The organism is Mariniflexile sp., from assembly GCF_052728615.1.
Map to the genome: position 1 here is coordinate 23,170 of NZ_JBFVFE010000008.1, position 26,433 is coordinate 49,602.

The following is a 26,433-nucleotide window of genomic DNA, read 5'->3' on the forward strand; positions in this document are numbered from 1 at the left end:
CTATCAAAATGTTATGTTCCACGATTAATTTCGACCTATCAAAAAAAATACAATGAAAAAATCAATAATTTTATGCATTTCCTTGGTATTTCTTAACTGCAAGGGTAACGCACAAAAAGAAGTAAAAAAAACCGGTACTGTCCGGAAAACCGATACGGAATGGAAAACACAATTATCAGACCTAGAGTTTTATGTTTTAAGACAAGCCGGTACGGAACCTGCATTTAGCAGTCCATTGAATAAAAATTACAAGCAAGGAACGTATGTGTGTGCTGCTTGCAATACGCCACTATTTAAAAGCGAAAACAAATTTGATTCGGGTACCGGTTGGCCTAGTTTTGATAGGGAGATTAAAGGGAATGTGGCATTTTCGGGTGGCTCTGATTTATTTTATGGCATGGAGGAGCACTGCGCAACCTGTGGCGGCCATTTAGGGCATGTATTTAATGATGGGCCGCAAGATACCACAGGAAAAAGACATTGTATTAATGGGGTTGCTCTAAAGTTTATTCCGAAAGAATAAATTAAAAAAGTAAATTACAAATTCCGATTTTGACTTAACTGTGTTTGATTTTAGCGTTATAGCTATTTCACAAAGTTGCACAGAGGCACACAGAGTTACACAAAGAAGGGACATAAAAAAAGCAAACTTCCAACACGGAATTATCTTTTCATTTCTTGTTTTGGAGTTTGGAATTTCTTAATTTGGAATTTAATTTTAGACAATGGAAAGCTATTTGGCAAGTGCCATCAAACAATTTGAATACTACAGAAGTCTGGGCGATAAAACTTTTGAGCAGTTGACTTTTGACGAACTTAAAAAAGAATTTGCAACAGATTCCAATTCCATAGCCATTATTGTGAAACATCTTGTTGGTAATATGTTGAGCCGTTGGACCCATTTTTTAACTGAAGATGGCGAAAAGGAATGGCGCCACCGCGATTTGGAATTTGAAGATACTTACAGCGCCAAACAAGAACTCATTGAAAATTGGGACCAAGGCTGGAACTGTTTGTTTGACGCCATAAAACCATTGAAGGATCTTGATCTGGAACGCATCATCTATATTAGAAATCAAGGGCACACCGTAACGGAGGCCATCAACCGGCAATTGGCACATTACGCTTACCACATTGGGCAAATTGTATTTTTGGGGAAACTTTTAAAAGGCGAAAAGTGGCAATCGCTATCCATTCATAAAGGGAATTCTTCTAAATATAACGTAGAAAAATTCAGTAAGGAAAAAGAACGACGACATTTTACGGATGATCTGTGAACTGGTGGTAAAACAGCTTTTATTTTGGTGTAGTAGTGTTTTTGGCTGATGGGTTTGCGTTAGGGGTTGGAGCGGCATCCTTTTGGTTTTCATTGGCAAGAAACCAAACTTGCAAACAAACCTCTAACTTTGATTGTGGACTCCTGCTTTCGCAGGAATGACAAAACCAAAAGATATAGCGTAAAACCCGACCCGAAGGGTAACGCCCAACTTTTTTAACATGTATTATTCTTTCACTTTCCTTTTAAACGGTCTGATTATCAATCGTGCTTCCCTATCAAAACGCACGTAATTATACACCCAGTTTACAAAAACCACCATGCGGTTTCTAAAACCAATCAAGAAAAACAGGTGTACAAACATCCAAACGTACCAAGCAAAAACGCCTTGGAACCTAAACTTCGGCAAATCTACAACCGCTTTGTTGCGCCCAACGGTTGCCATGGCGCCTTTGTCTTTATAAACAAAAGGTCTCATTGGTTTTCCTTCTATTAATCGAACCATATTTTCGCCCAATTGTTTTCCTTGCTGTATGGCCGGTTGCGCCATCATGGGTAATCCTATTGGGAATTCCTCATTAACCATACAAGAAATATCTCCCACAGCAAAAATATTCTCAAACCCTTTAACTTGGTTGAACCCATTAACCAAAAGACGCGAGCCGTGGGTTATAAATTCGCCAACACTCAAGCCTTTTATGGTCGCTCCTTTTACCCCTGCCGCCCAAACCAAAGTGGCGGTTTCAAAAGTTAAGTCGGTATTGGTGGTAACGGTTTTCCCGTCGTAGTTGGTTACCCGTATATTTTTCCAAACGTTTACGCCCAGATTTTCCAAAAAATCTTCGGCCTTGGCAGATGCTTGGGCGCTCATCCCTTTTAAAATGCAATCGCTGGACTGGATGATATGGATTTGTGCCAAACGGGTATCCAAATCCGGGTAATCCTTTGGTAAAATGCCTTTTTTAATTTCTGCCAATGCCCCTGCCAACTCTACGCCCGTTGGGCCACCTCCAACGATGACAAAATTCATCAGGGCATTGCGCTCATTTAAATTAGAAGTCAATAAGGCTTCCTCAAAATTTTCAAGGATCAAACTCCTTAAGTTTAAGGATTGTGGTATGGTTTTCATTGCCATACTGTGCTTTTCAATTTCTGAATTCCCAAAATAATTGGTCTCAGAACCTGAAGCTACCACTAAATAATCAAATTTAAGTTCCCCAATATCGGTCAACACTTTTCTATTTTCGGTATTAATTTCCTCAACATTTGCCAATCTAAAATGAAAATTAGGAAAATCCTTTAATATTTTTCTGATAGGATACGCAATAGAATCGGGTTCCAATCCACCTGTAGAGACTTGGTATAACAAAGGCTGAAATGTATGGTAGTTGTGCCTATCCAACAATACCACTTGTACTTCTTGCATTGATAATTTTTTTGCCAGTGAAATTCCGGCAAAACCACCGCCAATAATTACAATTCTAGGGTAACTCGTTACAGGTATGTTCATATGCTAATTGTTAAAAACAAAGATAATATAAACATATAAATTTATGGGCTCTAAATTCTTTATTCAAAATAGGTTTTGTAAATTCGTAGCATGAAACTAATCGATTAAAAAAATCATGGGTAAATACGATATTATTGTTCTTGGAAGTGGTCCTGGTGGGTATGTAACAGCTATTAGAGCATCGCAATTAGGTTTTAAAACTGCTATTGTTGAAAAGGAAAACCTGGGTGGTGTATGTTTAAATTGGGGTTGTATTCCAACAAAGGCCTTATTAAAATCTGCGCAAGTATTTGAATATTTGAAGCATGCGGGAGATTATGGCTTGTCTGTTAAAGATTATGACAAAGATTTTGGTGCCGTTATAAAACGTAGCCGCGGTGTTGCAGATGGTATGAGCAAAGGCGTTCAGTTTTTAATGAAAAAGAACAAAATTGATGTTATAGAAGGTTTCGGCAAATTGAAACCGGGCAAAAAGATTGACGTTGATGGCACTGAATATAGTGCCGACCATATTATTATTGCTACCGGAGCGCGCTCTCGTGAATTGCCCAGTTTACCACAAGACGGCAAAAAGGTAATTGGCTATAGAGAAGCCATGAGCTTACCCAACCAACCAAAAAAAATGATTGTTGTTGGTTCTGGAGCCATTGGTGTAGAGTTCGCCTATTTTTACAATTCCATGGGAACTGAAGTGACCATTGTTGAATTTTTACCAAATGTGGTGCCTGTTGAAGATGAGGATATTTCCAAACAATTAGAGCGCTCCTTCAAAAAAATCGGTATCAATATCATGACTTCTGCCGAAGTCACCAAAGTTGACACTTCGGGCGATGGTGTAAAAGCCACCGTTAAAACCAGTAAAGGCGAAGAAATTTTGGAGGCGGATATTATACTATCTGCCGTTGGTATCAAAACAAATATTGAAAATATTGGATTGGAAGATGTAGGTATTGTGGTTGACAGAGATAAAATTATTGTCAACAATTTTTACCAAACCAACATCCCTGGGTATTACGCTATTGGCGATGTAACACCGGGGCAAGCCTTGGCACACGTGGCTTCTGCAGAAGGTATCTTATGTGTTGAAAAAATTGCGGGCCAACATGTTGAAGCACTGGACTATGGTAATATTCCCGGGTGCACCTATTGCGCTCCAGAAATTGCAAGCGTGGGTTTGACCGAAAAGCAGGCTAAAGCAAAAGGTATTGAGATTAAAGTTGGGAAATTCCCGTTTTCTGCCTCTGGAAAAGCCAGTGCAAGCGGAAATAAAGATGGGTTTGTAAAAGTTATTTTTGATGCTAAATATGGTGAATGGTTAGGTTGCCACATGATTGGTGCTGGCGTAACCGATATGATTGCTGAAGCTGTTTTAGGCAGAAAACTTGAAACCACAGGGCACGAAGTGTTAAAAGCCATACATCCGCATCCAACTATGAGCGAAGCGGTTATGGAAGCGGTGGCCGATGCCTATGGGGAAGTGATTCATTTGTAAATAAGCCCCACCTAGCCTCCCCGAAGGGGAGGAACTCTTACTCGGATAGATAAAAAGACAAAATGCGATTCAAAAAATTGAATCGCATTTTTTTTGTTTAGAATCTAAATTTAGAACCTAATGTAAATGCGTTTTTTGACCCAAAAGTATAATCGTTATTAAATGGCATATCATCTGTTAATTGATAATTAAACTTCGCTTCAATTATAAAATTTTCATCAACATCATATTGAATGCCAAAAGTAGTATATAATGATGGACGAGAGAGCATCCCTTTAGTATTTGTATATAGATCAATTTTTGGGCCGATTAAAATACTAACCTTTTTAGCGATGTTATACTTCAATAATAAAGGAAACTCAAAAACCGCATAATCACCCCCTATTCTTGTTTGCATGTCTTGCTTAAAATATAAATGACTGTTAAGCTTTATTTCATTAAAATAATTTGAATATTCAACAGTATTTTTTTCTTGATACTCCAAACTATCTTTCTGCACATCTTCTTGTGCCACCATGTTTAGAGTAAATATTATAGACATTATAACTATTAGAACTTTCATAGTTTTAATTCAATTCCTAATACGAGTACATCTACATAATTTGGAACAATAGTCGTGAAATTTAAATCTGAGTAACATTTTTTCATATTAGAAATGCTTTATTGATTAATAAAAACAAATCTATTGCGATATCTTGTTAAAATTCTCTCAAACAAATCACAAATAAAATTAAAATATTAGTTAAGTTAATGTGAAATTTCTTAAAATATTAGGAAGTGTAATTTTTTTTATATTCACTCGTTGTGTACTTGAAAACTTCTTGTATTATTGTTTAAATAGTTACAACTAATGACCCCTCCGCCTATCGGCACCTCCCCTTAAAAAAGGGGAGGAATTATTTAGGTAATTATTTTTGGGATTTGAAATTCTTAATTTAATTTTTCCTTGTACTTAAATTCATTTGAGTAAGAGTTCCTCCCCTTCGGGGAGGTTAGGAGGGGCATAGACTCTGAATGGCCAACTCATAACTCTGCAACCCAAAACCAAGAATAACACCTTTTGCGTGAGCAGAAATATATGATTGGTGCCTAAATGCTTCCCTACCAAAGGTGTTGGAAATATGCACTTCCACAACGGGCGTCTCTATGCTCTTTACCGCATCTCCAATACCTATGGATGTGTGGGTATAAGCGCCCGCGTTTAAAATAATACCATCATAACTAAAACCTACTTCTTGTAATTTATCTATTATCAGTCCCTCCACATTCGATTGAAAATAATCCAGTTGTACTTTAGGGTATTTTTCTTTTACGGTATCAAAAAATTCAGTGAATGAAAGGCTTCCATAAATGGCTGGTTCGCGTTTTCCTAACAAATTTAAATTAGGTCCGTTGATGATAATCAGTTTTTTCATGGGGTAAATATATTAAATTTTGGGCATAAAAAAACCGAAGGATGAGCTTCGGTTTTTAATTATATCAAATTATAAAATTAGAATTTGTATCCAATTCCTGCAAAGAAACCACTTAATTTAACAGAAGTTCCGCTTGGAGCATTTTCAAGTAGGTTAGCCAAACCTAAATTATATCTCGCTTCTATTAAGAAATTTTCAGTAATATCATAAGCAACACCAGCTTCTAGACCGTAATTAAAAGATTTTGAACCTTCCTCTGTGTCAAGTAGAAATCCTAAAGTTGGACCTACCAATACATTGAATTGTTCTGATACAGGGAATTTAGCCATAAGCGGAATAGCTATTTGATCTGAATCTTCTATGGACACATATAAAATTTCGGGTTGAAAAATAAACGATTCAGAGATTCCTATTTCGGCAAAACCTCCAACATAGAATCCTGTTTTTGAAGTTGAAAGATTTCCATCGTCATTTTTCAGTCTAGCAGAAGCAAAATCTGCGCCTCCCTTTAATCCGAAATGAACTTCTTGAGCATTCACATTTGTTAATCCTAAAACTGCAATAGCAGCACTTAAAAATAATTTTTTCATAATTTTAAATGTTTAATTTGTTTATTCAAAACAAACTAAGTTTTTTTTTCCCACACAGACAAATTAAATGTTATATTTTTTAAAAATTTAATCTGAATAATACGCATTTAGAGGAGTCATGGCTTTATCTAAATATACTATGGAATTGTACTATTTTTACATCTATTAAATGACAGGCATATACGTTTTCAGTCTATATAAATGATATACTACAGTGAAATCCATCTGACCAATAAACCACAAAAAAAAGTGCCCGTTGTGTGTTTACCAAGTTTATTTAGGTTTGGACCGTTGATGATGGTGATTTGCTTTTTATGCTTTAAAAATATTTATTTTTGGGCATAAAAAAACCGAAGGATGAGCTTCGGTTTTTAGAGAATGTCTATAGGATTTAAGGTTGGAAAATAACTCCTATATTAAATGCTGAAGTAGCATTGAATACACTAAAATCTTCATCAAATAAATCAATAAAGCCATTATATCCCTGATATTGGATGTATAATTGTGTATCGTCCGCAATATCAAATTTATATCCTATTCCAACACCTAAACCAGCATCGAAAGAACTTTTTATTTTATCTTTAGCATCGAACTCTCCAAATGGCGTATCAGCTTTAGCACTAGCTAAAAAACCAATAGTAGGACCAAAATTCAAGAACCAATTTCTATTGGAACCAAAGTGCCAATTAGCATGCAAGGGGACTGCAATATAATTCAATTTATCAATGTAATCTTGACCAGATTGGGTTATTTTAGTTCCTTTAGAATCATATATAATACCTGAACGGATGCTCCAACGGTCACTAAAATAGTATTCGCCTATAACCCCAGCATTAAAAGCGGTTCTAATTTTATTGCTTAGGTTTTCAGAACTTGAATAATTTGATAAATTTAGCCCTATTTGTGGAGCAATTGTAAAATCGCCAGAACCTGACTGGGCCATCACATGCGATAATCCAAGTACTGCAAATGCAGCACACAATAATAATCTTTTCATAGATTTCTAAAAGTTTAATTGGTTAATAAGGCAATAAATTAAACGTAATTTTATTAAAAAACAAGAAAATAATTATAAATTTTATGATATTTTTCTTATAACATATTTAGTTTATAATTAAATGATTTTTATCACTTTTTTTGTAAAAAAAGAATACTAATTTAATTTATTTTTACAGAATGAAATGGCAACACGCGCTAAAAGATTATCAGCTATACCTAAAAATAGAACGCGGTCTATCTAAAAATTCCATCAACAGCTACACTTTGGATGTTCAAAAGCTGATTGCTTATTTAGAAGCCCACGGTATGCCTGATTCGCCCGTTTCGATAACCACCGAAACCATTCAGCAATTTATTTATGAAACCGCTAAAACTGTAAATGCACGTTCCCAATCGCGTTTGATTTCTGGCCTGAGAAGTTTTTTTAATTATTTGGTTTTTGAAGATTATATAAAGTCCAATCCTCTAGAACTTATAGAATCGCCAAAAATTGGCAGAAAACTTCCTGATATACTTTCTGAAGAAGAAATTGATAAGCTCATTGAGGCGATTGATTTAAGCAAACCTGAAGGTGAACGCAATCGGGCTATGTTAGAAACCTTATATGGCTGCGGTTTGCGTGTAAGCGAACTCATAAATCTAAAAATATCGGATTTGTTTTTTGACGAAGGTTTTATTAAAGTAACAGGGAAGGGCAATAAGCAACGTTTTGTGCCCATTGTCGGTATTACGCAAAAATATATCACTATTTACAAAAAAGAGAGACGTTCCCACTTAGCGATTCAATCTGGCCATGAAGATACTTTATTTTTAAATAGAAGAGGAAAACAGCTTACCAGAGCCATGGTTTTTACCATTATAAAACAATTGGCTGAAAAAATCGGACTTAAAAAAAGTATTTCCCCACATACTTTCAGACATTCGTTTGCGACCCACCTATTGGAAAACCATGCAGATTTGCGCTCTATTCAGCTTATGCTCGGGCATGAAAGCATCACAACTACTGAAATTTACGTCCATTTGGATAAAACCCACCTAACAAAGGTTATTGAAAAGTTCCACCCTAGAAAATAATATGTATTTTATCGGTATTATTTGTTTTTAATCTGATTATTATTATATTTGTTGTCGATATAACAAGTATTATCGGACAATATTTATTAAATACCCATATCTCTCAAATACTAATGGATATTAAAACAAACAAGCGTACTAACAATAGATCGACAAACTCCATAGCAAGCAACTTCAATGATTTGAAAATGAAATTTGCATTAAAAAACTCGAACATTGGAATCTGGGAATTTGATGCCCATTTAAACCGGGTGTTTTTTTCGCTCGAATCAAAAAATATCATTGGCTTTAAAACAGAAGAATTTGGGTCAGACCCACAAGATTGGAACGACCGGGTACATCCAGATGATAAGGAACAATATTTTAAAGATTTTGATGATCATTTAAAAGGACTAAAACCACTTTACACCAACGAACATAGAATTCTTTGTAAAGATGGAACTTATAAGTGGATTTCAGACAAGGGGAAAATAACAGAAAGGGATCAAGATGGAAACGCCACTCGAATTATTGGAACACATGTAGATATTACCGAACATAAGGAAAGTGAACTCGCCAACGCCAAATTGTTGAAATTATTGACCCATCAGAATGACAAACTCACAAATTTTGCGCACATAGTTACCCACAATCTCAAGTCACATTCTGCAAATTTTGAAAATTTATTGGAGTTTTATGATGAAGCGGAATCAATAAAAGAAAAGGAAGAGCTTATAAAGCACATCAAGACGGTCACCGAATCTTTAAGTAAAACAATTTTTAATTTAAACGAAATAGTATCCATTCAAACCCATAAAAACGAACAAGTAAAAAACTTAAATCTATCTCTTTATATAAACAATGCGGCAAAGCTATTGGATGTTGAAACCAAACAATCAAACGCTGTGATAATCAATGAGGTTGATCCATTAATAAATATAGATTTCAATCCTGCATATTTGGAAAGTATTTTCCAGAATTTGATATCAAATTCCATCAAGTATAAACATCCGGACAGGAATCCGTATATTCAGTTTAATTCAAGTAAAACTAAAAATTATTATATAATAACCGTACAAGACAATGGTATAGGCATTGATTTGGAAAAATATGGCGAAGAAGTGTTTAAACTTTACAGAACATTCCATAAAAATAAAAACTCCGAAGGGGTTGGTCTTTATCTGATAAAGAACCATTTGGAATCTTATGGCGGCACTATTGCTTTAAATAGCGTGGTAAACGAAGGTTCTATTTTTACAATTACATTACCGGTCAAAAAAAAACCAGCTAATTGATTAACTGGTTTTTTGTTTTTATTTAGCAATATTTACGGCTCTCGTTTCCCGTATTACGGTCACTTTTACCTGCCCAGGATACGTCATATCGGTTTGTACTTTTTGTGAAATACTGAACGATAAATCCGCCGCTTTTTGGTCGTCTACCTTTTCACTTTCAACAATAACCCTAAGTTCTCTTCCCGCTTGAATGGCATAGGCTTTTTTAACGCCCGTGAAACCAAAAGCAATATCTTCCAGATCCTTTAAACGTTGAATATAACTATCCAATACTTGACGGCGCGCCCCAGGACGCGCACCAGAAATGGCATCGCAAACCTGAATGATGGGTGCCAACAACGATTTCATTTCAATCTCGTCGTGATGCGCTCCAATAGCGTTGCAAACCTCGTCTTTTTCACCAAATTTTTCAGCCCATTGCATTCCTAAAATAGCGTGTGGCGTTTCCATATCGGCTTCCGCATCTGGCACTTTACCTATATCGTGCAACAAACCGGCACGTTTTGCCAGTTTCGGATTTAATCCTAATTCGGCTGCCATAACACCACAAAGTTTAGCCACTTCGCGTGAATGTTGTAATAGATTTTGTCCGTAAGACGAACGATACTTCATTCTACCTACCATCTTAATAAGTTCTGGATGTAGGTTATGGATTCCTAAATCGATGACGGTACGCTTCCCTACTTCTATAATTTCCTGCTCAATCTGTTTTTTTGTTTTTTCTACAACTTCCTCAATTCTTGCAGGATGTATTCTGCCGTCGGTCACTAATTTGTGCAACGATAAACGCGCAATTTCACGTCTTACCGAATCAAAACACGAAAGTATAATGGCTTCCGGGGTATCATCCACTATAATCTCTACCCCTGTTGCAGCTTCAATGGCACGGATATTTCGTCCTTCACGGCCAATGATGCGTCCTTTTACATCATCCGATTCAATATTGAATACAGACACACAATTATCAACCGCTTCCTCGGTGCCTATACGCTGAATGGTATTTATGATGATTTTTTTAGCATCTTGTTCTGCAGTCAATTTGGCTTCTTCCATCGCGTTTTGAATGTACGCCATGGCATCACTTTTGGCTTCTCCTTTTAACGATTCCACTAATTGTGATTTAGCTTCTTCCGCAGAAAGACTGGAAATAACCTCCAATTGCTGTACCTGGCTTTTATGGAGCCTATCAATATCTTCTTGCTTCTTTTCCATCACTTCAAGCCGATGGTTGTAATCTTTGATCTTATCTTCTAAACTTTGGTTTAGTTTGGCGTTTTTTGAAAGCTCACTGGATACTTGCGACTCTTTATCGCGTATGCGTTTTTCAGCTTCAGCCATTTTTTTATCTCGTGATAGAATGACTACTTCATGCTCTGCTTTAAGTTCTAAAAATTTCTCTTTTGCTTGAAGAATCTTATCTTTTTTCAACGCTTCTCCTTCGCTATTTGCTTCTTTAAGTATTAAGGTTGCATTTTTTTTCGCTTCTTTCACCAGTTTGGAAGCATTGTTTTTCTCTAAGGTCTTTGCTATAATAAAACCTATTATCAGTCCTAATATTACGCCGCCCGCTATCAATATAATTGAGTTGTCCATTATTGTATTTAGTTAATTTTGATATATAAAAAAGCCTACATCAGTTTAAAATTTTGCATAAACTCCTTAAATACAAGTTTAAGGCTAACAAGCTGATCAAGGATCTGCTAGGTACTGAAATAAATTCAGCAAATACAGCATGCTTTTACAACTTAAACTCACCTTTTTTAAAGAATTAACGTTGAGTTTATCAAATATAAATAACCAATGTAGGCAGTAACTTTTAGTTTATTTTAAAGAACGTTAAGAGACTAAATGAGAATGCAACAACTTGTTCAGCGCATTTAGTTTTTCCTCTACATGCTCACTTACACTCTCTTTATCAATAGATTTCTGTTCTACTTGAGATGCAAATTGTAAGGCACACATGGCCAATACATCTTGTTTATCCCGAACCGAATAACTTTGCTCAAATTGCTTAATCATCGCTTCAATGTTTTTCGCCGCTTTTCGCAATCCTTCCTCTTGATTGGCTTCAATGGTTAAAGGATATACTCTATTGGCTATAGATAGCTTTATTTTAAGCTGTTCTGACATTGATGTTTTTTGTATTAATCGGAGAGTTGAGCAATACAATGGTCAATATCCCTAATTAATGCGTTTATTTTAAGCTTGGTTTCTCTTTTACTTTCGTCACTACCAAGCATTGTATTTGCAATTTTTAATGCTTCAAATTTTTCTTCCCAATTGGCAATATGCCCATTTTGGTTTCGAATTTCTTGCTTTGAAACCTCCAATTCTTCACTTAATTTCGAGTTGGCAAGCTTTAAAAGCTCCAATTTGTGTAATACCTTACTAATTTTGTTTTCTAAAGAATCTACAATATCTTCAATATTACTCATTTGCAAATTTCAATACTTATCTCACAAAGTTAACATACCTGCCCATAAATTACAATTGTTTTTAATAAAAATTTTATTTTTCTCATAATGAACTCATTTAACCTTTTGGGATTGAAGCGAAAATTAATCATTTTATGACCGGTTGAAGGCTTTTTTTAGTTGCATAGCATCGTTACGGAAGTAAAAAAAGACAAAAAATGGGTGCAAAAGGATCATTTTTTAGCCAATTGAAAAAGTTTAAATGAGTTCACAATTCCCCATAAACAGTGCGGTGGCTTGATTTTTGTTTTATTCTTTTGCACATTCATTTCTAATTGATAATTTAGCAGCAACTACTTATATATGCGATCCATCCTTTTCATTCTATTGGTTTCCTCAACAGTCACTAACTCACAAAACACCTTTCCGCAAGATTATTTTGCCAATCCGTTGGAAGTCCCTCTTGTTTTAGCGGGAAACTTTGGAGAATTGCGCTCCAACCATTTTCATTCGGGTTTAGACATGAAAACCCAGCAACGTGAAGGCTTAAAAGTTTTATCGTCTGCCGATGGTTTTGTAAGCCGTATCAAGATAGCACATTTTGGCTATGGAAAGGCTTTATATATTACACATCCAAATGGTTATACCACCGTGTATGGGCATTTGCAAAAATTTTCGCCCGAAATTGAAGCTTACATCAAAAAGCAGCAATATGAAAAAGAATCGTTTGAGGTGGAACTGGTCCCAACTGCCGAAACCCTGCCCGTTAAAAAAGGAAGTTTGGTGGCTTATAGTGGCAATACCGGTGGCTCTGGCGGTCCGCATTTGCATTTTGAGATTCGTGATAAGGAAGAACGCCCCATGAACCCCATGCTTTTTGGTTTGGATGTTAAGGACACTACCAAACCTGTTGTACAGGCTGTTTATGCGTATGCCCTGGATGAAAACGCTTCGGTAAACAATTCGAACACCAAACAAAAATTAAGATTGACACCTTTAAAAACGGGCGATTACACCACCGAAAACGTGGAAGCTTACGGCAATATAGGCTTTGGTATTGAAACTACCGACCGACAGGATTTGGCAGCAAACTCCAACGGCGTTTATAATATTCAAACCTTTGTGAATGGCAGCCAAAATTATGAAGTTGATTTTGGCATGTTTTCTTTTGATGAATCGTCTTGCATCAACCAATTTATAGATTACGAACATTATATGGGCAGTAGGCAGCGTATCCAAAAACTGTTCAGAAAAAACAATCCGCTCAGTATCTTGAAACCTATATTCAATGATGGGATTCTTTCTGTAAAGGACAGTACCTCTTCAGTATATAAAATACGGGTATCCGATTATAAAAACAACGAATCGGTGGTTACCATCAATATTAAAGGCAAAAAATCTTCCATTTCAACTCCTAAGCCTGAAAAAACAACACCTTATTATATAGTGGCCGATCAATCGACCAACTTAAAATCCGGAAATGTATCGGTCGATTTTTATCCGGATACTTTTTACGAGAATTTTTACATGGATTTTGATGTGAAGAATGACACCTTAACGCTTCATAAAGATGTGGTGCCGACACGAAAAAATTTTACCATAAATTATGATATCAGCAATTATAAAGATGCCGACAAAGACAAACTTTTTATTGCCAGATTGGTAGGTTACAAAAAATACCCATCGTATTCCTTCACTAAAAGAAATGGCAATGTGTTAACCACCAGTACCAAAACATTGGGCACTTATGCGCTTGCATCCGATACGGAGAAGCCAACCATTTCCGCATTAAACTTTAAAGACGGCCAATGGTTAAGCGATTTTAGATTTTTAAAAGTGAAAATTGATGATGCGCTTTCTGGAATTTCAAACTACCGCGCCACCGTAAACGACCAATGGATTTTAATGGAATATGAGTACAAAAACAAAACACTTACTTATGATTTTAATGATAATGTGGTTGGTAATGGCACCAATAATTTCAAGATAATTGTAACCGATAATGTTGGAAATAGTGCTACTTTTGAAGCAGTATTCTATCGAAAATAAAACTTGATACACGTTTGAAAACACCTTTTCTAGTTTCTACACTCCTTTTTTTATCAATAATATGTGTTGGTTATTCGCAAACGGCTACCATAAAAGGTATTATTTTAGATGAAAATAACCTCCCCATTATAAATGTAAATATTAAAGCAGAAACAAAAGGCACCGTTACTAACGCCAATGGTTTTTATCTTTTGGAAATTCCTGCAAACCAAGATGTTTCCGTAGAATTCACACATATCTCACATAAAAAAATAGTCAGCGTTTTTAATTTAAAAAACGCTGAGGATTATGAATTCAACCCGGTAATGAGTACTTCCGTTGAGCAAATTGCCACCGTTATTGTTACAAATAAGCGACAAAAAGAAGTTGAGGGCATCATCACGTTGAAACCAGAAACCATTCGTAAAATCCCTGGTGCCAATGCAGGGGTTGAAAATTTATTGTTGACCCTTCCCGGTGTAAGCAACAACAACGAATTAAGTACCCAATATTCGGTACGTGGTGGTAATTATGATGAAAATTTGGTGTATGTAAATGATATTGAAGTATATAGGCCGTTTCTGGTGCGTTCTGGCCAGCAAGAAGGTTTCAGTTTTGTAAATACGGATTTGGTGCAGAACGTCGATTTTTCCGCAGGTGGTTTTCAAGCCAAATATGGCGATAAATTATCGTCTGTACTGGACATCACTTATAAAAACCCGTATCAATTTGAAGCGAATGCCGATTTAAGTTTATTGGGTGGCAGTCTATCTGTTGAAAGTATCAGTAAAGATTCCAAATTCTCTGGTATTGTTGGTGTTCGCTACCGCGATAATAGTCTGTTGGTAGATGCGCAACAAACCCAAACCAATTTTGTGCCCATATTTGCCGATGCCCAAGCTTATTTTACCTATAAATTCTCCAATAAATTCCATTTGGGTTTTTTAGGGAACGCTTCCATCAACAAATACAATTACCAACCACAAACACGTCAAACCAACTTTGGCACGCTTGCCGACCCTATTGCGCTTCTTGTTTTTTACGAAGGCCAGGAAAAGGACCAATACCAAACGTATTTTGGCGCCTTTAAAGGAACTTATTTTGCTAATGATGATTTAACCTTAAAACTTATTGCATCCAGATATCAGACTACTGAAGAAGAATATTTCGATATTTTGGCACAATATAGGTTGGGGGAAGTCAATACCAATATTGGCGATGAAAATTTGGGCGAGGTGGAGTTTAGCAGAGGGGTTGGGAGCCAGTTGAACCATGGGAGAAACGATTTGGATGCCCTAATTACCAATATAGAGCATAAAGGCGATTTTAAAATTAATGATAACCGATTTGAATGGGCTGTTAAATATACCAATGAAGATATTCGCGACCGTCTTATTGAATGGGAAGTTATAGATTCCGCTGGGTTTTCACTAAGACCACCAAAAACAATACCTGCAAACGAGCAACCGTACATACCTTACAGCGGCCCATTAGAACCGTTTACCAATGTACGCGCCACCAATTATACCCAAATTAACCGATTGCAAGCGTATGCACAATGGAGTAAACGTGCTACTTTGGGCACTAATGATGTTTGGTACAATGCCGGGGTTCGTGTACATAATTGGTCGGTAAATGGGGATAATGTTTCCTCAAAAAGCCAAACCGTGTTTAGCCCAAGAGCGCAATTCGCCATCAAACCGTATTGGGAAAAAGATATGTTGTTTAGAATAGCGGCAGGTATCTATTACCAACCGCCGTTTTATAGAGAACTTCGCGATGCCAATGGTGTGGTTCAACCAAACGTAAAAGCGCAACAATCGTTTCATTTGGTTTTGGGAAATGATTATAGTTTTAAAATGTGGGAACGTCCTTTTAAACTCACTTCCGAAGTTTATTATAAAAACCTTTCGGATGTAAACCCTTATACGTTGGAAAATGTTAGAATTCGATATGCGGCTGATAATAATGCCAAAGCTTATGCTTACGGATTGGATATGCGATTGAATGGGGAGTTTGTACCGGGAACCGAATCGTGGTTTAGTTTTGGATACTTAAAAACTGAAGAAAACATTGATAATAAAGGCTATATTTCTAGACCTACCGACCAACGATTAAAATTTGCGGCACTGTTTCAAGATTATGTGCCCAACGTACCCAACATGAAGCTGTATTTGAATTTAGTTTACAATACAGGATTGCCGGGAGGTTCGCCAAGTTATGCCGACCCATACGACTATCAAAACAGACTGCCAGATTATAAACGTGCCGACTTAGGGTTGCAATTTGTATTGGTGGATGATAAAAAACAGTTTAGCAGGGGTTGGAAAAAACCATTTAAGGAACTCACTTTTGGTTTTGAAATCTATAACATATTCGATGTGCAAAACTCCATTACCAATACTTGGGTAAGAGATGTGTACACAAAGCGTCAGTACGGAATACCCAACTATTTAACGCCACGGGTGTTTAATGTGAGGACTACAATGAAGTTTTAGTTTATCCAACACGGTGTATCTCTTACCTTTTTTTCGCCTGTAAGCAAATCTATTGTACCTAATACACATGAGTTTTCTTCATTTTCGTACGTAGCATATGCATCTAAAATTAAATTGCCTGTGGTTTTATCCAAAGAAATACCATTATAACATAATGTATTAAGCCCAGAGAAAGCAATTAAGGATGCTAAGGCACGATTTTTATCATTAAATTTCAAATCACTCCGATTGGTGATTTTTGCGATTTGAGAAGAAAATGCTCTTTTTTCTATAGCAAATTTTATATTTTCTTTCGTTAAATAAGTGTTTCGTGGTAAATTAAGTGTTGGATAAAGCGCATTGTCCTTTTCTATTTTAACAATAAATTGGTCACAATTATATACTACAGCCCAACCTATTTTAATTTTATAACAAACACGTATAGAAATCCCATCTGCCCAAGAGTTTAAATCTACATATTGAAGTTCAATATGATTATCAAAAAAACCTTGATTGATATTATTCTTCTCTTGAATTAATTCCTTCCAAATATTATAATACTCATTACAAATATCAGACGTACATATTTGCAATATTTGGTAATCCGGTTTCTCATACTCAACACAAGTTGTATTTCTAATAGCGTTTTCACTACTGCATCCGAGAATTATAAAAATAAAAATTATTGAAAAAAAAATATGATATTTCATTTTTAAATTTTTAAACAAGATGCAAAATTCTCACATAGGTTGCGTCATTGTTCCAAATTATCCCACAAATTCCTTTAAAACCCCAACCACATAATCCACTTCTTCCTTGGTATTATAAATACTGAACGAAAATCGGATGGAAGGTTTTTGCAAATCCTCAGCACTTAAAATTTCATTCAACACATGGGAATTCTGTGAACTTCCACTTTGGCAAGCACTTCCTTTGGAACAGGCAATGCCTTTTAAATCCAATTGAAACAACAACATGGCTGCTTTTTTTGGTGGTATGGGCAAGCATACATTTACCAAGGTATAGGTGCTTTTTTCCAAATCAGCAGAGTGTCCATTAAACGTGGCATTCGGTATTTCTGTTTTAATTTTATCAATAAAATAGTGTTTTATACCTTTTATATAGTCCGTTTCTTTTTCTAAATGGTCGTAAGCACTTTTTAGAGCGACTTCAATACCCACAATATTATGGACGCTTTCGGTTCCTGCCCGAAGGCCTCGCTCCTGCTCGCCTCCAAAAATTAATGGCTTTAAACGCGAATTCTTTCTTATAAAAGCAAAACCCACCCCTTTGGGCCCATGGAATTTATGCGCTGCTGCTGTTAAAAAATCAACTGGGATGTCTTGTAAATCCATTTTATAATGCCCCACAGATTGTACGGTATCGCTATGGAACAAAGCATTGTAGGTTTTGCATAATGCCGCTACATACTTCAAATTCAAAATAGTGCCAATTTCATTATTGATGTGCATTAAACTTACCAAGGTTTTGGTCCCACTTTTTAAAAGTGTTTCCAAATGCCCATAATCAATATCCCCATCTGGTGTTAAATCAACAAAACTGACGGTTATTTTATAATCTTTAACCAGTTGGTATATGGTATGCAACACCGCGTGGTGTTCAATTTTAGATGTAATAATATGCGTTATTTTTAAATCTCTAACGGCACTTAATAAAATTAAATTATCAGCTTCGGTACCTCCTGAAGTAAATATAATTTCACTTGCCGAAACATTTAAATACCCAGCAACCGCTTTTCTCGATTTTTCAATTAAACTTTTAGACGACCTACCAAAACTATGCGAAGACGAGGCATTACCGTAGTTGGTTTTCATAACCTCTACCATAGTAGTTATTACTTCGTCCCTAATTTGGGTAGTTGCAGCATTGTCAAAATATACGTTTGGCATGTCAAAATTTTAGTTTACAAAAATACTTAGAATAAAATTATTATTAATAAGCTACGTTATAATTAACAATTCGTTTATTTTTGCCTTAAAACCCAGACCTGATGCGTAAGTTATTTTTTGTTGTTTTTAGTATGTGCTTATTCAGTTTTTACACCTGTGATGATGGGGATATCATTACCGTGGAATTTAATTTCGACAATACCTTCAAAGCCTGTGGTACCACTGGTTTGGTTTTTTATAAAACAAAAAATGATCCATCGGAGTCTTTATCAATTAAGATAGCGGACTTAAAAATTAGTGATATTATTGCCGTTGGTGCTGAGAATACTTACAAAGCCAATTTTCAACTAAGCGCAACCAATGCATTTCATTACATAACCTACAGTAATGCCACCCTGCCTGTCGATTTGTTCTGTAATGACATACCGCTCTCTGAAGTTAAAATTACCAAGGATATTAAAAGCACCAGTGGAAATGTGTCCATTCAAACCGTACTGACCGAAGATGATAACGATGGAATTCCGAAAGCTTTGGAAGACCTGAATGGGAACGGGAATTTTGAGGATGATGATACCGATGGTGATGGCATACCAAATTATTTGGATGAAGACGACGATGGCGATAATGTGCTGACCAAAAATGAAAAACCAGACCCCAATAACGATGGCAATTTAAGCGATGCCCAAGACACCGATGGAGACGGTATTCCCGATTATTTAGATCCAGATGATGATGGCGATAATGTATTAACCCGTGATGAAGAAAACGACACCCAAGACCAAAACCCTGCTAATGATACCAGCTTAAATGGCATTGCAGATTATTTAAACCCTGCAGTATCCACCAAAATGGCTGCAACAAAATATAGAGAACACACCATTTACAAAACCTATGTGGTTACATTAACGGTTTCAAATTTCGATTTGGAAATTATATCGCTGGATGTTTTTGATTTTGGTGTTTTAGACGATAGCATCATCCCCACAGAAAATAAAAGCAGAAAAAAAACGCCTCCTTTTAACTAATTTTCAACTGGGTTTTGGTAAATGTAAACCTCGGTGGCGCCTACACCATACTTTTGGTAATTGGCATCGTAGAATTTAATGTTGCCATAGCGTCCCAATAAATATTCCAGTTCTATTTTAAGAACCCCTTCGCCAACGCCGTGAATGAATACCATTTTTTGTATGCGTTTTGAAATGGCAAATTCCAACTGGCGTTTTGCCGTATCCAATTGAAGCGTTAGCATCTCATGGTTGCTCATTCCCTTTGCCGATTTTACCAATTGATTGATATGCAAATCCACTTCCATAGTCGGTTCATAACGGTCTTTAGCGCGGGTTTTTGGCTGTTTTCTTTTGGCTGATCGTTCTTTATCGTTGATGGCGGCCTTTACATCTGAATGCGATAAAAATTCATTTTTAATGGCGTTCTTTGATGCCTTTTTAACCAATTCATGGCTTTCAAAATCAAGTAAAAACCCATCACTTGTTTCAATGGTAATGGTAGCGCCTTTTGTCTTCTTTACAGTGCCAGACATGGCTTCATCCAACACCAAAACGGCATCGCCTACTTTAAAAGTCATTGTTTTCATTTTGGTTATTATCAAAAGTATCTTCGTCCGTTCTACTGGGAATGCTTCTGGAAATTCTGTAAATCCCCACCATCAACAGCACAATCCCACCTATTAAAACATACTCGTTTTGTTCCGTTCCGGTTTTAGCATATATGGCTACAACAGCTCCAAGTACTATAAAAAGATAGTTTAAATATTTCATAAATAAAAACATCATTTAAAACCATAAAATTACTATAAAATTTAGAGTTTTTGAATGTATTTCAAAACTAATTAACGTGAATAATGGATAACCCTATTGAGCCGAAAATGCCCCTTCCCCAACCCTAAAAGGTGATACATTTTCTACATTTCAGGAATTTTTCCACCTTTTAGGGAGGGGAAAAAGAAAAATTCAATCTTAATTTTCTTATCTGTTATTCACATTAATTAATAAATTTTATACGTTTAAATGTAATATTTTAACGTTAAAATACATTTCATTGAAAATATTTCATATATTAGTCCCGTAAATTGTTATGCTCTCAAATAAATCATGCTCAATAGATTTTCAATTAGTGTTCTGTTCATTTATGGATTTTCTTACGGACAACTTTCTGTAAGGAACAACACGTATGTGTTTGTAAAAGATCAAATTGTGTTTGTAAAAGACGCCATTAATTTGAATGAAGCAGACAGTAGAATTTATTTGCGAAATGAAGCCCAAATTATTCAAGGGACTGGCACAACAGGAAACTCAGGAATTGGGGAATTAAGCGTGTATCAAGAAGGTAATGTTGGGGAATATGAATATAATTATTGGTGTTCACCTATTGGCAGCAAAACCAACAATTCGGTAAATAATCCTTTTGGAATTTCTTTTTTGAACGAAGCAACAGGACCAACTACTTCAACTCCAGCAAGTTTTAACCATAATTCTAATTTTAATGGAACTTCAAGCCCATTAAACATTGAGCCTTATTGGATTTGGAAATATATAGCAGGGACTGATTATTTCGATTGGATACATGTGGAAGGCAACACTGCCATAAACCCCGGGGAAGGCTTTACCATGAAAGGAACCATAGGCTCTGGCGATGCGCAACGCTATGATTTTAGAGGAAAACCAAACACGGGAACTATAGGCGTTAGCGTTTTAAACAATAAACTATCGTTGGTAGGAAATCCCTATCCTTCAGCAATGGATGCCGCTGCTTACATTCACGATTCACAAAATGCCTCGGTTATAACTGGAACACTCTATTATTGGGAACAAAACCCTGCAATTGATTCGCACTACTTACGGGATTATGAGGGCGGATATGCAACTTATACTATCGATGCCGCTGGTGTTGAGACATTTGTTCCTGCCGTATTCAATACCTTTAACGGCGACGGATCTATTAATGTTAGCAATACCGGAACGGGATCAAAAACCGCAAGAAGATATATTCCCATAGCTCAAGGTTTTATGGTAGAAGGCACGGCAACAGGAACTGTAAAAGCAAAAAATAGCCACCGGGTCTATGTAAAAGAAACAGCTGCTGACAGTGAGTTTTTTAAATCGTCGAACTCCAAGGAAAAATCTAAAATTAACCAATCAAGCATTGGTTTTTCAGTAGTTCCCAGTGATTATAAACGTTTTAGGATCAATGTCGATTTCAACAACACGTACACCAGACAATTGGTTGAAACTTTTCACGCTATAGCCACCATTGGATTTGATTATGGCATGGAATCAAAAATAAATGCTGATGATATTTTAAAATCGGATGCTTTTTGGTCCAATAACCCGGACGCTTTTCTTGCCGAAGCTTTACCTTTTGATGAAAATTCAACAATCCCTATTACCATAAAAGTGTCCCAAAAAATGCCTATTAGAGTGAGAATATTTGATATTCAAAATTTTGAAACCGTTCCCGCTATTTACTTGCATGATGTTGAATTGAATACTTATGTAGATTTAAAAACACAGGATTTCAATATTAATTTGGCAACTGGAAATTACACAAAACGTTTTGAGATCACCTTCAAAAACACCACTTTAGATGTTGAGGCAAATGTGTTTGAAGGCATCCAAGTTTTTCAAAACAATAACGCATCAGAAGTAACTATAGGCAATTCAAATGCCTTGGTAATTAAGTCGTTACAATTGCATGATGTTACAGGTAAACTTGTTTTACAACGTAATATATCTTCTAATGAAAAAGTGTACGCTTATTCTACAAAATCGTTAAGTGATGGTATTTACATTGCTACTTTAAGTTTAGTCACCCAACAAGTTTTCATTAAGAAAATCAGTATATCCAATAAAAAATAAGATTTAAAAAAATTCCCCACACAGCCATAAATTTTATAAATTTGGAAAAATCAGAATTAGAAAATGCGGTTAGACGATTACATGTTACCATGCTTAAACAAAAAACTTTTTGGTTTTGAGTGTATGGGCTGTGGTTTGCAGCGGTCGTTCTCCATGTTGCTGCATGGCGAATTTGCTTCGGCTTTTTATATGTATCCTGCTATTTATACCATAATCCCATTGACCTTGTTGATTATTACAAATCTTTTTTTCAAATTTAAACATTCAAATAAAATTATAAATCTATTGGCCATTGCAACGGTTGCAATAATTATTATTAGTTTTATAATCAAGAAAATCAACTAACCAAATTTTATATGGAAACACAAAAACTGAATCCCACACTCGTTTACGTTTTGGCTATCTTGGGTTTATTATGTTGCTGCTTCGGTGGTCTAGGATTTATTTTAGCCGGTATTGCTTTTTTAATGGCGAACAGCAAAATGAATGCCGTTAAAGCGAACCCGGAAAACTACGAAGCATCAAGCGTAAAAGCAATGAATACCGCTAAAACGGTTGCCTTGGTAATTCTTATTATTAACGTTATATATCTAATTATGACCATTTACCAAATTTATACCGTTGGTTGGGATGCTATTATGGAACAGTCCAGACAAATGATGGAGCAATGGCAAAACAAATAAGAACTTTATAAAAAAAGCGACCAATTGGTCGCTTTTTTGTTGTTTTAAATTTGAACTTTCATTTAATACATTACAATATCTCGTATTGTTGAAATAATTACTCTAAACCCTTCCGCCCATCGGCACCTCCCCTTAAAAAAGGGGAGGAATTATTGAGGTACTTATTTTAATGATTTGTCGTAATTGATTTTTTTTCGTGTGCCAAAATTTAATGATTCGAAATACTACTTTTCAAACTGTTTAAGCGTTTTAACAATAATGCTTAAACAATCCAGTAATTGCTCTTCAGTCATTACCAAAGGTGGGGCAAAACGAATGATGTTTCCGTGTGTGGGTTTAGCCAACAATCCATGGTCGCGCAATGCCAAACAGATGTTCCATGCCGTATCACTTTCTTCGGTATCATTAATTACAATAGCATTTAGCAAACCTTTTCCTCTAACCAAACTAACGATATTGCTCGTTTCAATATAATTGTTTAATTCACTTCTGAATAAATTACCCAATGTTTCTGCATTTTCAGCAAGTTGTTCGTCTCTAACCACTTTTAAAGCAGCAATAGCTACCGCAGCTGCCACTGGGTTTCCTCCAAAAGTACTTCCGTGGTTACCGGGCTTGATGACATTCATAATTTTATTGTTTGCCAAAACTGCCGAAACGGGATACACGCCCCCACTAATGGCTTTTCCCAAAACCAAAATATCCGGTTTTACATGTTCATGGTCTACCGCCAAAAGCTTTCCGGTGCGTGCAATGCCTGTTTGTACTTCGTCTGCAATAAACAAAACGTTGTGCTTTTCACATAATGCTTTTGCTTTAGCTAAATAGCCTTCTTGTGGCACATACACACCAGCTTCCCCTTGTATAGGCTCTACTAAAAACCCAGAGACATTCGGATTATTTTTTAAAACGGTTTCTAAAGCATCTAAATTATCATACTCAATTTTAATGAATCCTTTAGTAAAGGGTCCAAAATTTTTACGCGCCACAGGGTCGTTGGAAAATGAAATAATCGTAGTGGTACGCCCATGGAAATTATTTTCACAAACTATAATTTCAGCTTCATTTTCATCAATGCCTTTTACTTCATAAGCCCATTTTCTGCATAATTTAAGCGCCGTTTCTACTGCTTCAGCACCCGTATTCATAGGAAGTAGTTTGTCGAAACCAAAAAACTCGCAGGCAAATTTTTCGTAAGTTCCTAATACATCATTGAAAAAAGCTCTTGACGTTAAAGTTAACGTTTGTGCTTGTTGCACCATGGCATTAACTATTTTTGGATGGCAATGCCCTTGATTTACGGCAGAATACGCCGATAAAAAATCATAGTATTGCTTACCTTCTACATCCCACACATAAACCCCTTCTCCCCTGTTTAATACTACAGGAAGTGGGTGGTAGTTATGTGCGCCATACTTGTTCTCTAATTCAATTGTTTGTTGTGGTGTTAATTGTTCTAAAACAGCCATTTTAATTTTATTTAAATTGATAAAATAACCATTCCTTCTGTACCTTTATTCTTTCGAAATCCCGATAGCTATAGGGGCGAAAAAGCAGCGTGGGAGAGAAATCATCCCCGGATAGAGGCGCAAGTTAGCAAATTTTCTTAAATGTTATATGGGTTTATGAGTTTATCGGTTTATGAGTTTATTTGTTGGTGTATTTGAAGTTGCCATTCGTTAACAATATTGTCCGGTTAAAATGTTTTGTGATGACTTATCGTATTGGTTTCATTGACTTTACAGGGTTTTATACTAAGACACCTTGTTTTTTTGAAAAAAGAATAATTACGTTGATTAAAAAATCAACAATGTGTTTTGTATTGTTTTTCAATTATTTAGAATCAAGTCTATTTTCTTTATTCTAACAGCGAAGCGGTCTATAATCTTTAGTCGGACAATAATGATTCGTTAATCAAAAATCGTCAATCAAAAATCGTAAATCGTAATTCGTTTCATTACTTTTGCAGCATGTCAAAAAGAACCAAAAAGCAAGCGTTTACCAACGTTGAAGTTTTAGATGCCGGCGCCAAAGGAAAAACCATTGCCAAAGCACCAGATGGAAAAGTTATTTTTATACCCAATGCGGTACCTGGCGATGTGGTAGATGTGCAAACCTTTAAAGCACGTAAAGCTTATTACGAGGGAAAAGCCACGGTTTTTCATAAATTATCCGATAAGCGTACCACACCTGAATGCCAACATTTTGGAGTTTGTGGTGGCTGTAAATGGCAAGACATGGGCTATGAACATCAATTGTTTTACAAGCAAAAAGAAGTCACCAACAACTTAACCCGTATAGGTCATATAGAATTGCCCGAAATCACTCCTATTTTAGGGGCTTCAAATCAATATTTCTATAGAAACAAAATGGAGTTTTCTTTTAGTGATAGCCGTTGGTTAACACAAGAAGAAGTAGAATCCAATAACGATTTTGGCGATAGAAATGCCTTAGGGTTCCATATTCCGGGGATGTGGGATAAAATTCTCGATATTAAAAAATGTCATTTACAGGCAGATCCATCCAACGCTATTCGAAATGCGGTGAAGCAATTTGCTCTCGATCATGATTTTGAATTCTTCAACACTAGAAATCAAACAGGTTTGTTGCGAACCATCATGATTCGTACATCAAGTACGGGCGATGTGATGGTGGCAATCCAATTTTTTAAGGAAGATAAAGCAAAACGAGTCTTATTATTGGATTTTCTTGCTGAAACATTTCCGCAGATAACGTCTTTACAATACATCATCAACGGAAAAGCAAACGATACTATTTACGACCAAGACGTCATCTGCTACAAAGGAACTGACCATATTTTTGAGGAAATGGAAGGTTTGAAATTCAAAATAAATGCCAAGTCGTTTTATCAAACAAACTCAGAACAAGCTTTTGAACTCTATAAAATAACACGGGATTTTGCAGGTTTAACTGGTAACGAACTGGTTTACGATTTATATACAGGCACCGGCACCATTGCGCAGTTTGTTGCTAAACAAGCTAAAAAAGTGGTTGGCGTTGAAGCAGTTCCTGATGCTATTTCTGCTGCCAAGGAAAATGCACAATTAAATGGTATAAATAACGTTGAATTCTTTGTAGGCGACATGAAGCATGTTTTTAATGATGCATTTATTACGGCGCACGGACACCCAGACGTTATTATTACCGATCCACCTCGTGATGGCATGCATAAAGATGTGGTGCAACAAATACTGAATATCGCTCCTAAAAAAGTGGTTTATGTTAGTTGCAACAGTGCCACCCAAGCAAGGGATTTAGAACTTATGGACGTGATGTATAAAGTAACAAAAACGCAAGCGGTAGATATGTTTCCACAAACTTTTCATGTTGAGAATGTGGTACTTTTGGAAAAACGCTAACTGATTAACATAAACATATCAACCCATAAACTCATA

At 36.0% G+C, this 26,433-nt stretch carries 25 protein-coding genes and 1 other RNA gene; 12 read left to right on the forward strand and 14 right to left on the reverse strand.

Features of this window, described 5'->3' with window-relative positions; genetic code table 11:
- Positions 1–52 precede the first annotated feature (52 nt).
- Both msrB and ACU1LP_RS04910 read left to right on the forward strand, forming a co-directional pair.
- Positions 53–523 (forward strand): peptide-methionine (R)-S-oxide reductase MsrB, encoded by a 471-nt coding sequence (gene msrB, locus ACU1LP_RS04905; protein WP_445731396.1) that lies wholly within the window; start codon positions 53–55, stop codon positions 521–523.
- A 202-nt stretch (positions 524–725) separates the two neighbouring features.
- Complete coding sequence (locus tag ACU1LP_RS04910; RefSeq protein ID WP_445731395.1) at positions 726–1,277, forward strand: DUF1572 family protein; 552 nt, start codon at positions 726–728, stop codon at positions 1,275–1,277.
- 225 nt (positions 1,278–1,502) lie between these two features.
- Here ACU1LP_RS04910 and ACU1LP_RS04915 read toward each other — a convergent pair whose 3' ends face one another.
- Complete coding sequence (locus ACU1LP_RS04915; protein WP_445735721.1) at positions 1,503–2,786, reverse strand: NAD(P)/FAD-dependent oxidoreductase; 1,284 nt, start codon at positions 2,784–2,786, stop codon at positions 1,503–1,505.
- A 115-nt stretch (positions 2,787–2,901) separates the two neighbouring features.
- On the opposite strand from ACU1LP_RS04915, the gene lpdA reads away from it, so the two are divergent.
- Positions 2,902–4,278 carry a dihydrolipoyl dehydrogenase gene (lpdA, locus tag ACU1LP_RS04920; RefSeq protein WP_445735722.1) on the forward strand — a complete coding sequence of 459 codons (1,377 nt, stop codon included), beginning with the start codon at positions 2,902–2,904 and terminating at the stop codon, positions 4,276–4,278.
- A gap of 97 nt (positions 4,279–4,375) precedes the next feature.
- Here lpdA and ACU1LP_RS04925 read toward each other — a convergent pair whose 3' ends face one another.
- The 4 genes from ACU1LP_RS04925 to ACU1LP_RS04940 all read right to left on the reverse strand — a co-directional run bounded on the left by ACU1LP_RS04925 (position 4,376) and on the right by ACU1LP_RS04940 (position 7,280).
- A complete protein-coding gene (locus ACU1LP_RS04925; protein WP_445735723.1) occupies positions 4,376–4,840 on the reverse strand; it encodes a hypothetical protein in 465 nt (154 codons plus the stop codon).
- A gap of 430 nt (positions 4,841–5,270) precedes the next feature.
- Positions 5,271–5,693 (reverse strand): type II 3-dehydroquinate dehydratase, encoded by a 423-nt coding sequence (gene aroQ / locus ACU1LP_RS04930; protein WP_445731391.1) that lies wholly within the window; start codon positions 5,691–5,693, stop codon positions 5,271–5,273.
- Positions 5,694–5,770: 77 nt separating this feature from the next.
- Entirely contained in the window at positions 5,771–6,283 is a 513-nt protein-coding gene (locus ACU1LP_RS04935; protein WP_445735150.1) for a porin family protein, read from the reverse strand.
- Between the two features lie 391 nt (positions 6,284–6,674).
- On the reverse strand, positions 6,675–7,280 hold the full coding sequence (locus tag ACU1LP_RS04940; RefSeq protein WP_445735724.1) for a porin family protein: 606 nt from the start codon (positions 7,278–7,280) through the stop codon (positions 6,675–6,677).
- Between the two features lie 179 nt (positions 7,281–7,459).
- Between ACU1LP_RS04940 and xerD the strand changes: the two genes are divergently transcribed.
- Positions 7,460–8,356, forward strand: coding sequence for a site-specific tyrosine recombinase XerD (xerD, locus tag ACU1LP_RS04945; RefSeq protein ID WP_445735725.1), 897 nt, complete (start codon positions 7,460–7,462; stop codon positions 8,354–8,356).
- Positions 8,357–8,469: 113 nt separating this feature from the next.
- Entirely contained in the window at positions 8,470–9,630 is a 1,161-nt protein-coding gene (locus ACU1LP_RS04950; protein ID WP_445735726.1) for a sensor histidine kinase, read from the forward strand.
- Positions 9,631–9,648: 18 nt separating this feature from the next.
- On the opposite strand, the gene rny is transcribed toward ACU1LP_RS04950, so the two are convergent.
- The 4 genes from rny to ACU1LP_RS04970 form a co-directional block, all read right to left on the reverse strand.
- On the reverse strand, positions 9,649–11,223 hold the full coding sequence (rny, locus tag ACU1LP_RS04955; protein ID WP_445735727.1) for a ribonuclease Y: 1,575 nt from the start codon (positions 11,221–11,223) through the stop codon (positions 9,649–9,651).
- A gap of 59 nt (positions 11,224–11,282) precedes the next feature.
- Positions 11,283–11,410: non-coding RNA, 6S RNA (gene ssrS / locus ACU1LP_RS04960), on the reverse strand.
- 56 nt (positions 11,411–11,466) lie between these two features.
- A complete protein-coding gene (locus ACU1LP_RS04965; protein WP_445735728.1) occupies positions 11,467–11,760 on the reverse strand; it encodes a cell division protein ZapA in 294 nt (97 codons plus the stop codon).
- A 14-nt stretch (positions 11,761–11,774) separates the two neighbouring features.
- Positions 11,775–12,065: a hypothetical protein gene (locus ACU1LP_RS04970; RefSeq protein ID WP_445735729.1), complete on the reverse strand. Its 291-nt coding sequence runs from the start codon at positions 12,063–12,065 to the stop codon at positions 11,775–11,777.
- Between the two features lie 342 nt (positions 12,066–12,407).
- Between ACU1LP_RS04970 and ACU1LP_RS04975 the strand changes: the two genes are divergently transcribed.
- The gene (locus tag ACU1LP_RS04975) at positions 12,408–14,093 is read left to right on the forward strand and encodes a M23 family metallopeptidase (RefSeq protein ID WP_445735730.1); all 1,686 of its coding nucleotides are present in this window, start codon (positions 12,408–12,410) and stop codon (positions 14,091–14,093) included.
- A gap of 14 nt (positions 14,094–14,107) precedes the next feature.
- Positions 14,108–16,570, forward strand: coding sequence for a TonB-dependent receptor (locus ACU1LP_RS04980; protein WP_445735731.1), 2,463 nt, complete (start codon positions 14,108–14,110; stop codon positions 16,568–16,570).
- Here ACU1LP_RS04980 and ACU1LP_RS04985 read toward each other — a convergent pair.
- Positions 16,567–17,259, reverse strand: coding sequence for a hypothetical protein (locus ACU1LP_RS04985; protein WP_445733696.1), 693 nt, complete (start codon positions 17,257–17,259; stop codon positions 16,567–16,569). The two genes, ACU1LP_RS04980 and ACU1LP_RS04985, sit on opposite strands and share 4 nt — an antisense overlap.
- Positions 17,260–17,316: 57 nt before the next feature.
- Positions 17,317–18,459: a cysteine desulfurase family protein gene (locus ACU1LP_RS04990; RefSeq protein ID WP_445733697.1), complete on the reverse strand. Its 1,143-nt coding sequence runs from the start codon at positions 18,457–18,459 to the stop codon at positions 17,317–17,319.
- A gap of 101 nt (positions 18,460–18,560) precedes the next feature.
- Between ACU1LP_RS04990 and ACU1LP_RS04995 the strand changes: the two genes are divergently transcribed.
- Positions 18,561–19,484, forward strand: a complete 924-nt coding sequence (locus ACU1LP_RS04995; RefSeq protein WP_445733698.1) for a hypothetical protein — start codon at positions 18,561–18,563, stop codon at positions 19,482–19,484.
- Here ACU1LP_RS04995 and ACU1LP_RS05000 read toward each other — a convergent pair.
- The gene (locus tag ACU1LP_RS05000) at positions 19,481–20,044 is read right to left on the reverse strand and encodes a Smr/MutS family protein (RefSeq protein ID WP_445732940.1); all 564 of its coding nucleotides are present in this window, start codon (positions 20,042–20,044) and stop codon (positions 19,481–19,483) included. The two genes, ACU1LP_RS04995 and ACU1LP_RS05000, sit on opposite strands and share 4 nt — an antisense overlap.
- Entirely contained in the window at positions 20,034–20,237 is a 204-nt protein-coding gene (locus ACU1LP_RS05005; protein ID WP_445732941.1) for a hypothetical protein, read from the reverse strand. Before ACU1LP_RS05005 ends, ACU1LP_RS05000 begins: the two co-directional genes overlap by 11 nt.
- A 333-nt stretch (positions 20,238–20,570) precedes the next feature.
- On the opposite strand from ACU1LP_RS05005, the gene ACU1LP_RS05010 reads away from it, so the two are divergent.
- The 3 genes from ACU1LP_RS05010 (at position 20,571) to ACU1LP_RS05020 (ending at position 23,017) form a co-directional block, all read left to right on the forward strand.
- Positions 20,571–22,334 (forward strand): T9SS type A sorting domain-containing protein, encoded by a 1,764-nt coding sequence (locus ACU1LP_RS05010; RefSeq protein WP_445733699.1) that lies wholly within the window; start codon positions 20,571–20,573, stop codon positions 22,332–22,334.
- Positions 22,335–22,397: 63 nt separating this feature from the next.
- Positions 22,398–22,679, forward strand: a complete 282-nt coding sequence (locus ACU1LP_RS05015) for a DUF2752 domain-containing protein (protein ID WP_445733700.1) — start codon at positions 22,398–22,400, stop codon at positions 22,677–22,679.
- A gap of 11 nt (positions 22,680–22,690) precedes the next feature.
- Complete coding sequence (locus ACU1LP_RS05020) at positions 22,691–23,017, forward strand: CCC motif membrane protein (RefSeq protein ID WP_445733701.1); 327 nt, start codon at positions 22,691–22,693, stop codon at positions 23,015–23,017.
- Positions 23,018–23,241: 224 nt separating this feature from the next.
- Here the strand turns inward: ACU1LP_RS05020 and rocD are convergent, their stop codons facing one another.
- Positions 23,242–24,486 (reverse strand): ornithine--oxo-acid transaminase, encoded by a 1,245-nt coding sequence (gene rocD / locus ACU1LP_RS05025; protein WP_445733702.1) that lies wholly within the window; start codon positions 24,484–24,486, stop codon positions 23,242–23,244.
- 501 nt (positions 24,487–24,987) lie between these two features.
- On the opposite strand from rocD, the gene rlmD reads away from it, so the two are divergent.
- A complete protein-coding gene (gene rlmD, locus ACU1LP_RS05030) occupies positions 24,988–26,397 on the forward strand; it encodes a 23S rRNA (uracil(1939)-C(5))-methyltransferase RlmD (protein WP_445733703.1) in 1,410 nt (469 codons plus the stop codon).
- Positions 26,398–26,433 lie beyond the last annotated feature (36 nt).

What these genes read in the sequence shown, in the direction of transcription:
- ACU1LP_RS04990 (WP_445733697.1), bottom strand. Translation starts at nt 18,459, where the DNA reads ATGCCAAACGTATATTTTGACAATGCTGCAACTACCCAAATTAGGGAC.
- lpdA (WP_445735722.1), top strand. Translation starts at nt 2,902, where the DNA reads ATGGGTAAATACGATATTATTGTTCTTGGAAGTGGTCCTGGTGGGTAT.
- ACU1LP_RS04970 (WP_445735729.1), bottom strand. Translation starts at nt 12,065, where the DNA reads ATGAGTAATATTGAAGATATTGTAGATTCTTTAGAAAACAAAATTAGT.
- ACU1LP_RS05015 (WP_445733700.1), top strand. Translation starts at nt 22,398, where the DNA reads ATGCGGTTAGACGATTACATGTTACCATGCTTAAACAAAAAACTTTTT.
- ACU1LP_RS05020 (WP_445733701.1), top strand. Translation starts at nt 22,691, where the DNA reads ATGGAAACACAAAAACTGAATCCCACACTCGTTTACGTTTTGGCTATC.
- ACU1LP_RS04965 (WP_445735728.1), bottom strand. Translation starts at nt 11,760, where the DNA reads ATGTCAGAACAGCTTAAAATAAAGCTATCTATAGCCAATAGAGTATAT.
- ACU1LP_RS05005 (WP_445732941.1), bottom strand. Translation starts at nt 20,237, where the DNA reads ATGAAATATTTAAACTATCTTTTTATAGTACTTGGAGCTGTTGTAGCC.
- msrB (WP_445731396.1), top strand. Translation starts at nt 53, where the DNA reads ATGAAAAAATCAATAATTTTATGCATTTCCTTGGTATTTCTTAACTGC.
- ACU1LP_RS05010 (WP_445733699.1), top strand. Translation starts at nt 20,571, where the DNA reads ATGCTCAATAGATTTTCAATTAGTGTTCTGTTCATTTATGGATTTTCT.
- ACU1LP_RS04940 (WP_445735724.1), bottom strand. Translation starts at nt 7,280, where the DNA reads ATGAAAAGATTATTATTGTGTGCTGCATTTGCAGTACTTGGATTATCG.
- rocD (WP_445733702.1), bottom strand. Translation starts at nt 24,486, where the DNA reads ATGGCTGTTTTAGAACAATTAACACCACAACAAACAATTGAATTAGAG.
- rny (WP_445735727.1), bottom strand. Translation starts at nt 11,223, where the DNA reads ATGGACAACTCAATTATATTGATAGCGGGCGGCGTAATATTAGGACTG.
- xerD (WP_445735725.1), top strand. Translation starts at nt 7,460, where the DNA reads ATGAAATGGCAACACGCGCTAAAAGATTATCAGCTATACCTAAAAATA.
- rlmD (WP_445733703.1), top strand. Translation starts at nt 24,988, where the DNA reads ATGTCAAAAAGAACCAAAAAGCAAGCGTTTACCAACGTTGAAGTTTTA.
- ACU1LP_RS04925 (WP_445735723.1), bottom strand. Translation starts at nt 4,840, where the DNA reads ATGAAAGTTCTAATAGTTATAATGTCTATAATATTTACTCTAAACATG.
- aroQ (WP_445731391.1), bottom strand. Translation starts at nt 5,693, where the DNA reads ATGAAAAAACTGATTATCATCAACGGACCTAATTTAAATTTGTTAGGA.
- ACU1LP_RS04995 (WP_445733698.1), top strand. Translation starts at nt 18,561, where the DNA reads ATGCGTAAGTTATTTTTTGTTGTTTTTAGTATGTGCTTATTCAGTTTT.
- ACU1LP_RS04910 (WP_445731395.1), top strand. Translation starts at nt 726, where the DNA reads ATGGAAAGCTATTTGGCAAGTGCCATCAAACAATTTGAATACTACAGA.
- ACU1LP_RS05000 (WP_445732940.1), bottom strand. Translation starts at nt 20,044, where the DNA reads ATGACTTTTAAAGTAGGCGATGCCGTTTTGGTGTTGGATGAAGCCATG.
- ACU1LP_RS04985 (WP_445733696.1), bottom strand. Translation starts at nt 17,259, where the DNA reads ATGAAATATCATATTTTTTTTTCAATAATTTTTATTTTTATAATTCTC.
- ACU1LP_RS04935 (WP_445735150.1), bottom strand. Translation starts at nt 6,283, where the DNA reads ATGAAAAAATTATTTTTAAGTGCTGCTATTGCAGTTTTAGGATTAACA.
- ACU1LP_RS04975 (WP_445735730.1), top strand. Translation starts at nt 12,408, where the DNA reads ATGCGATCCATCCTTTTCATTCTATTGGTTTCCTCAACAGTCACTAAC.
- ACU1LP_RS04915 (WP_445735721.1), bottom strand. Translation starts at nt 2,786, where the DNA reads ATGAACATACCTGTAACGAGTTACCCTAGAATTGTAATTATTGGCGGT.
- ACU1LP_RS04950 (WP_445735726.1), top strand. Translation starts at nt 8,470, where the DNA reads ATGGATATTAAAACAAACAAGCGTACTAACAATAGATCGACAAACTCC.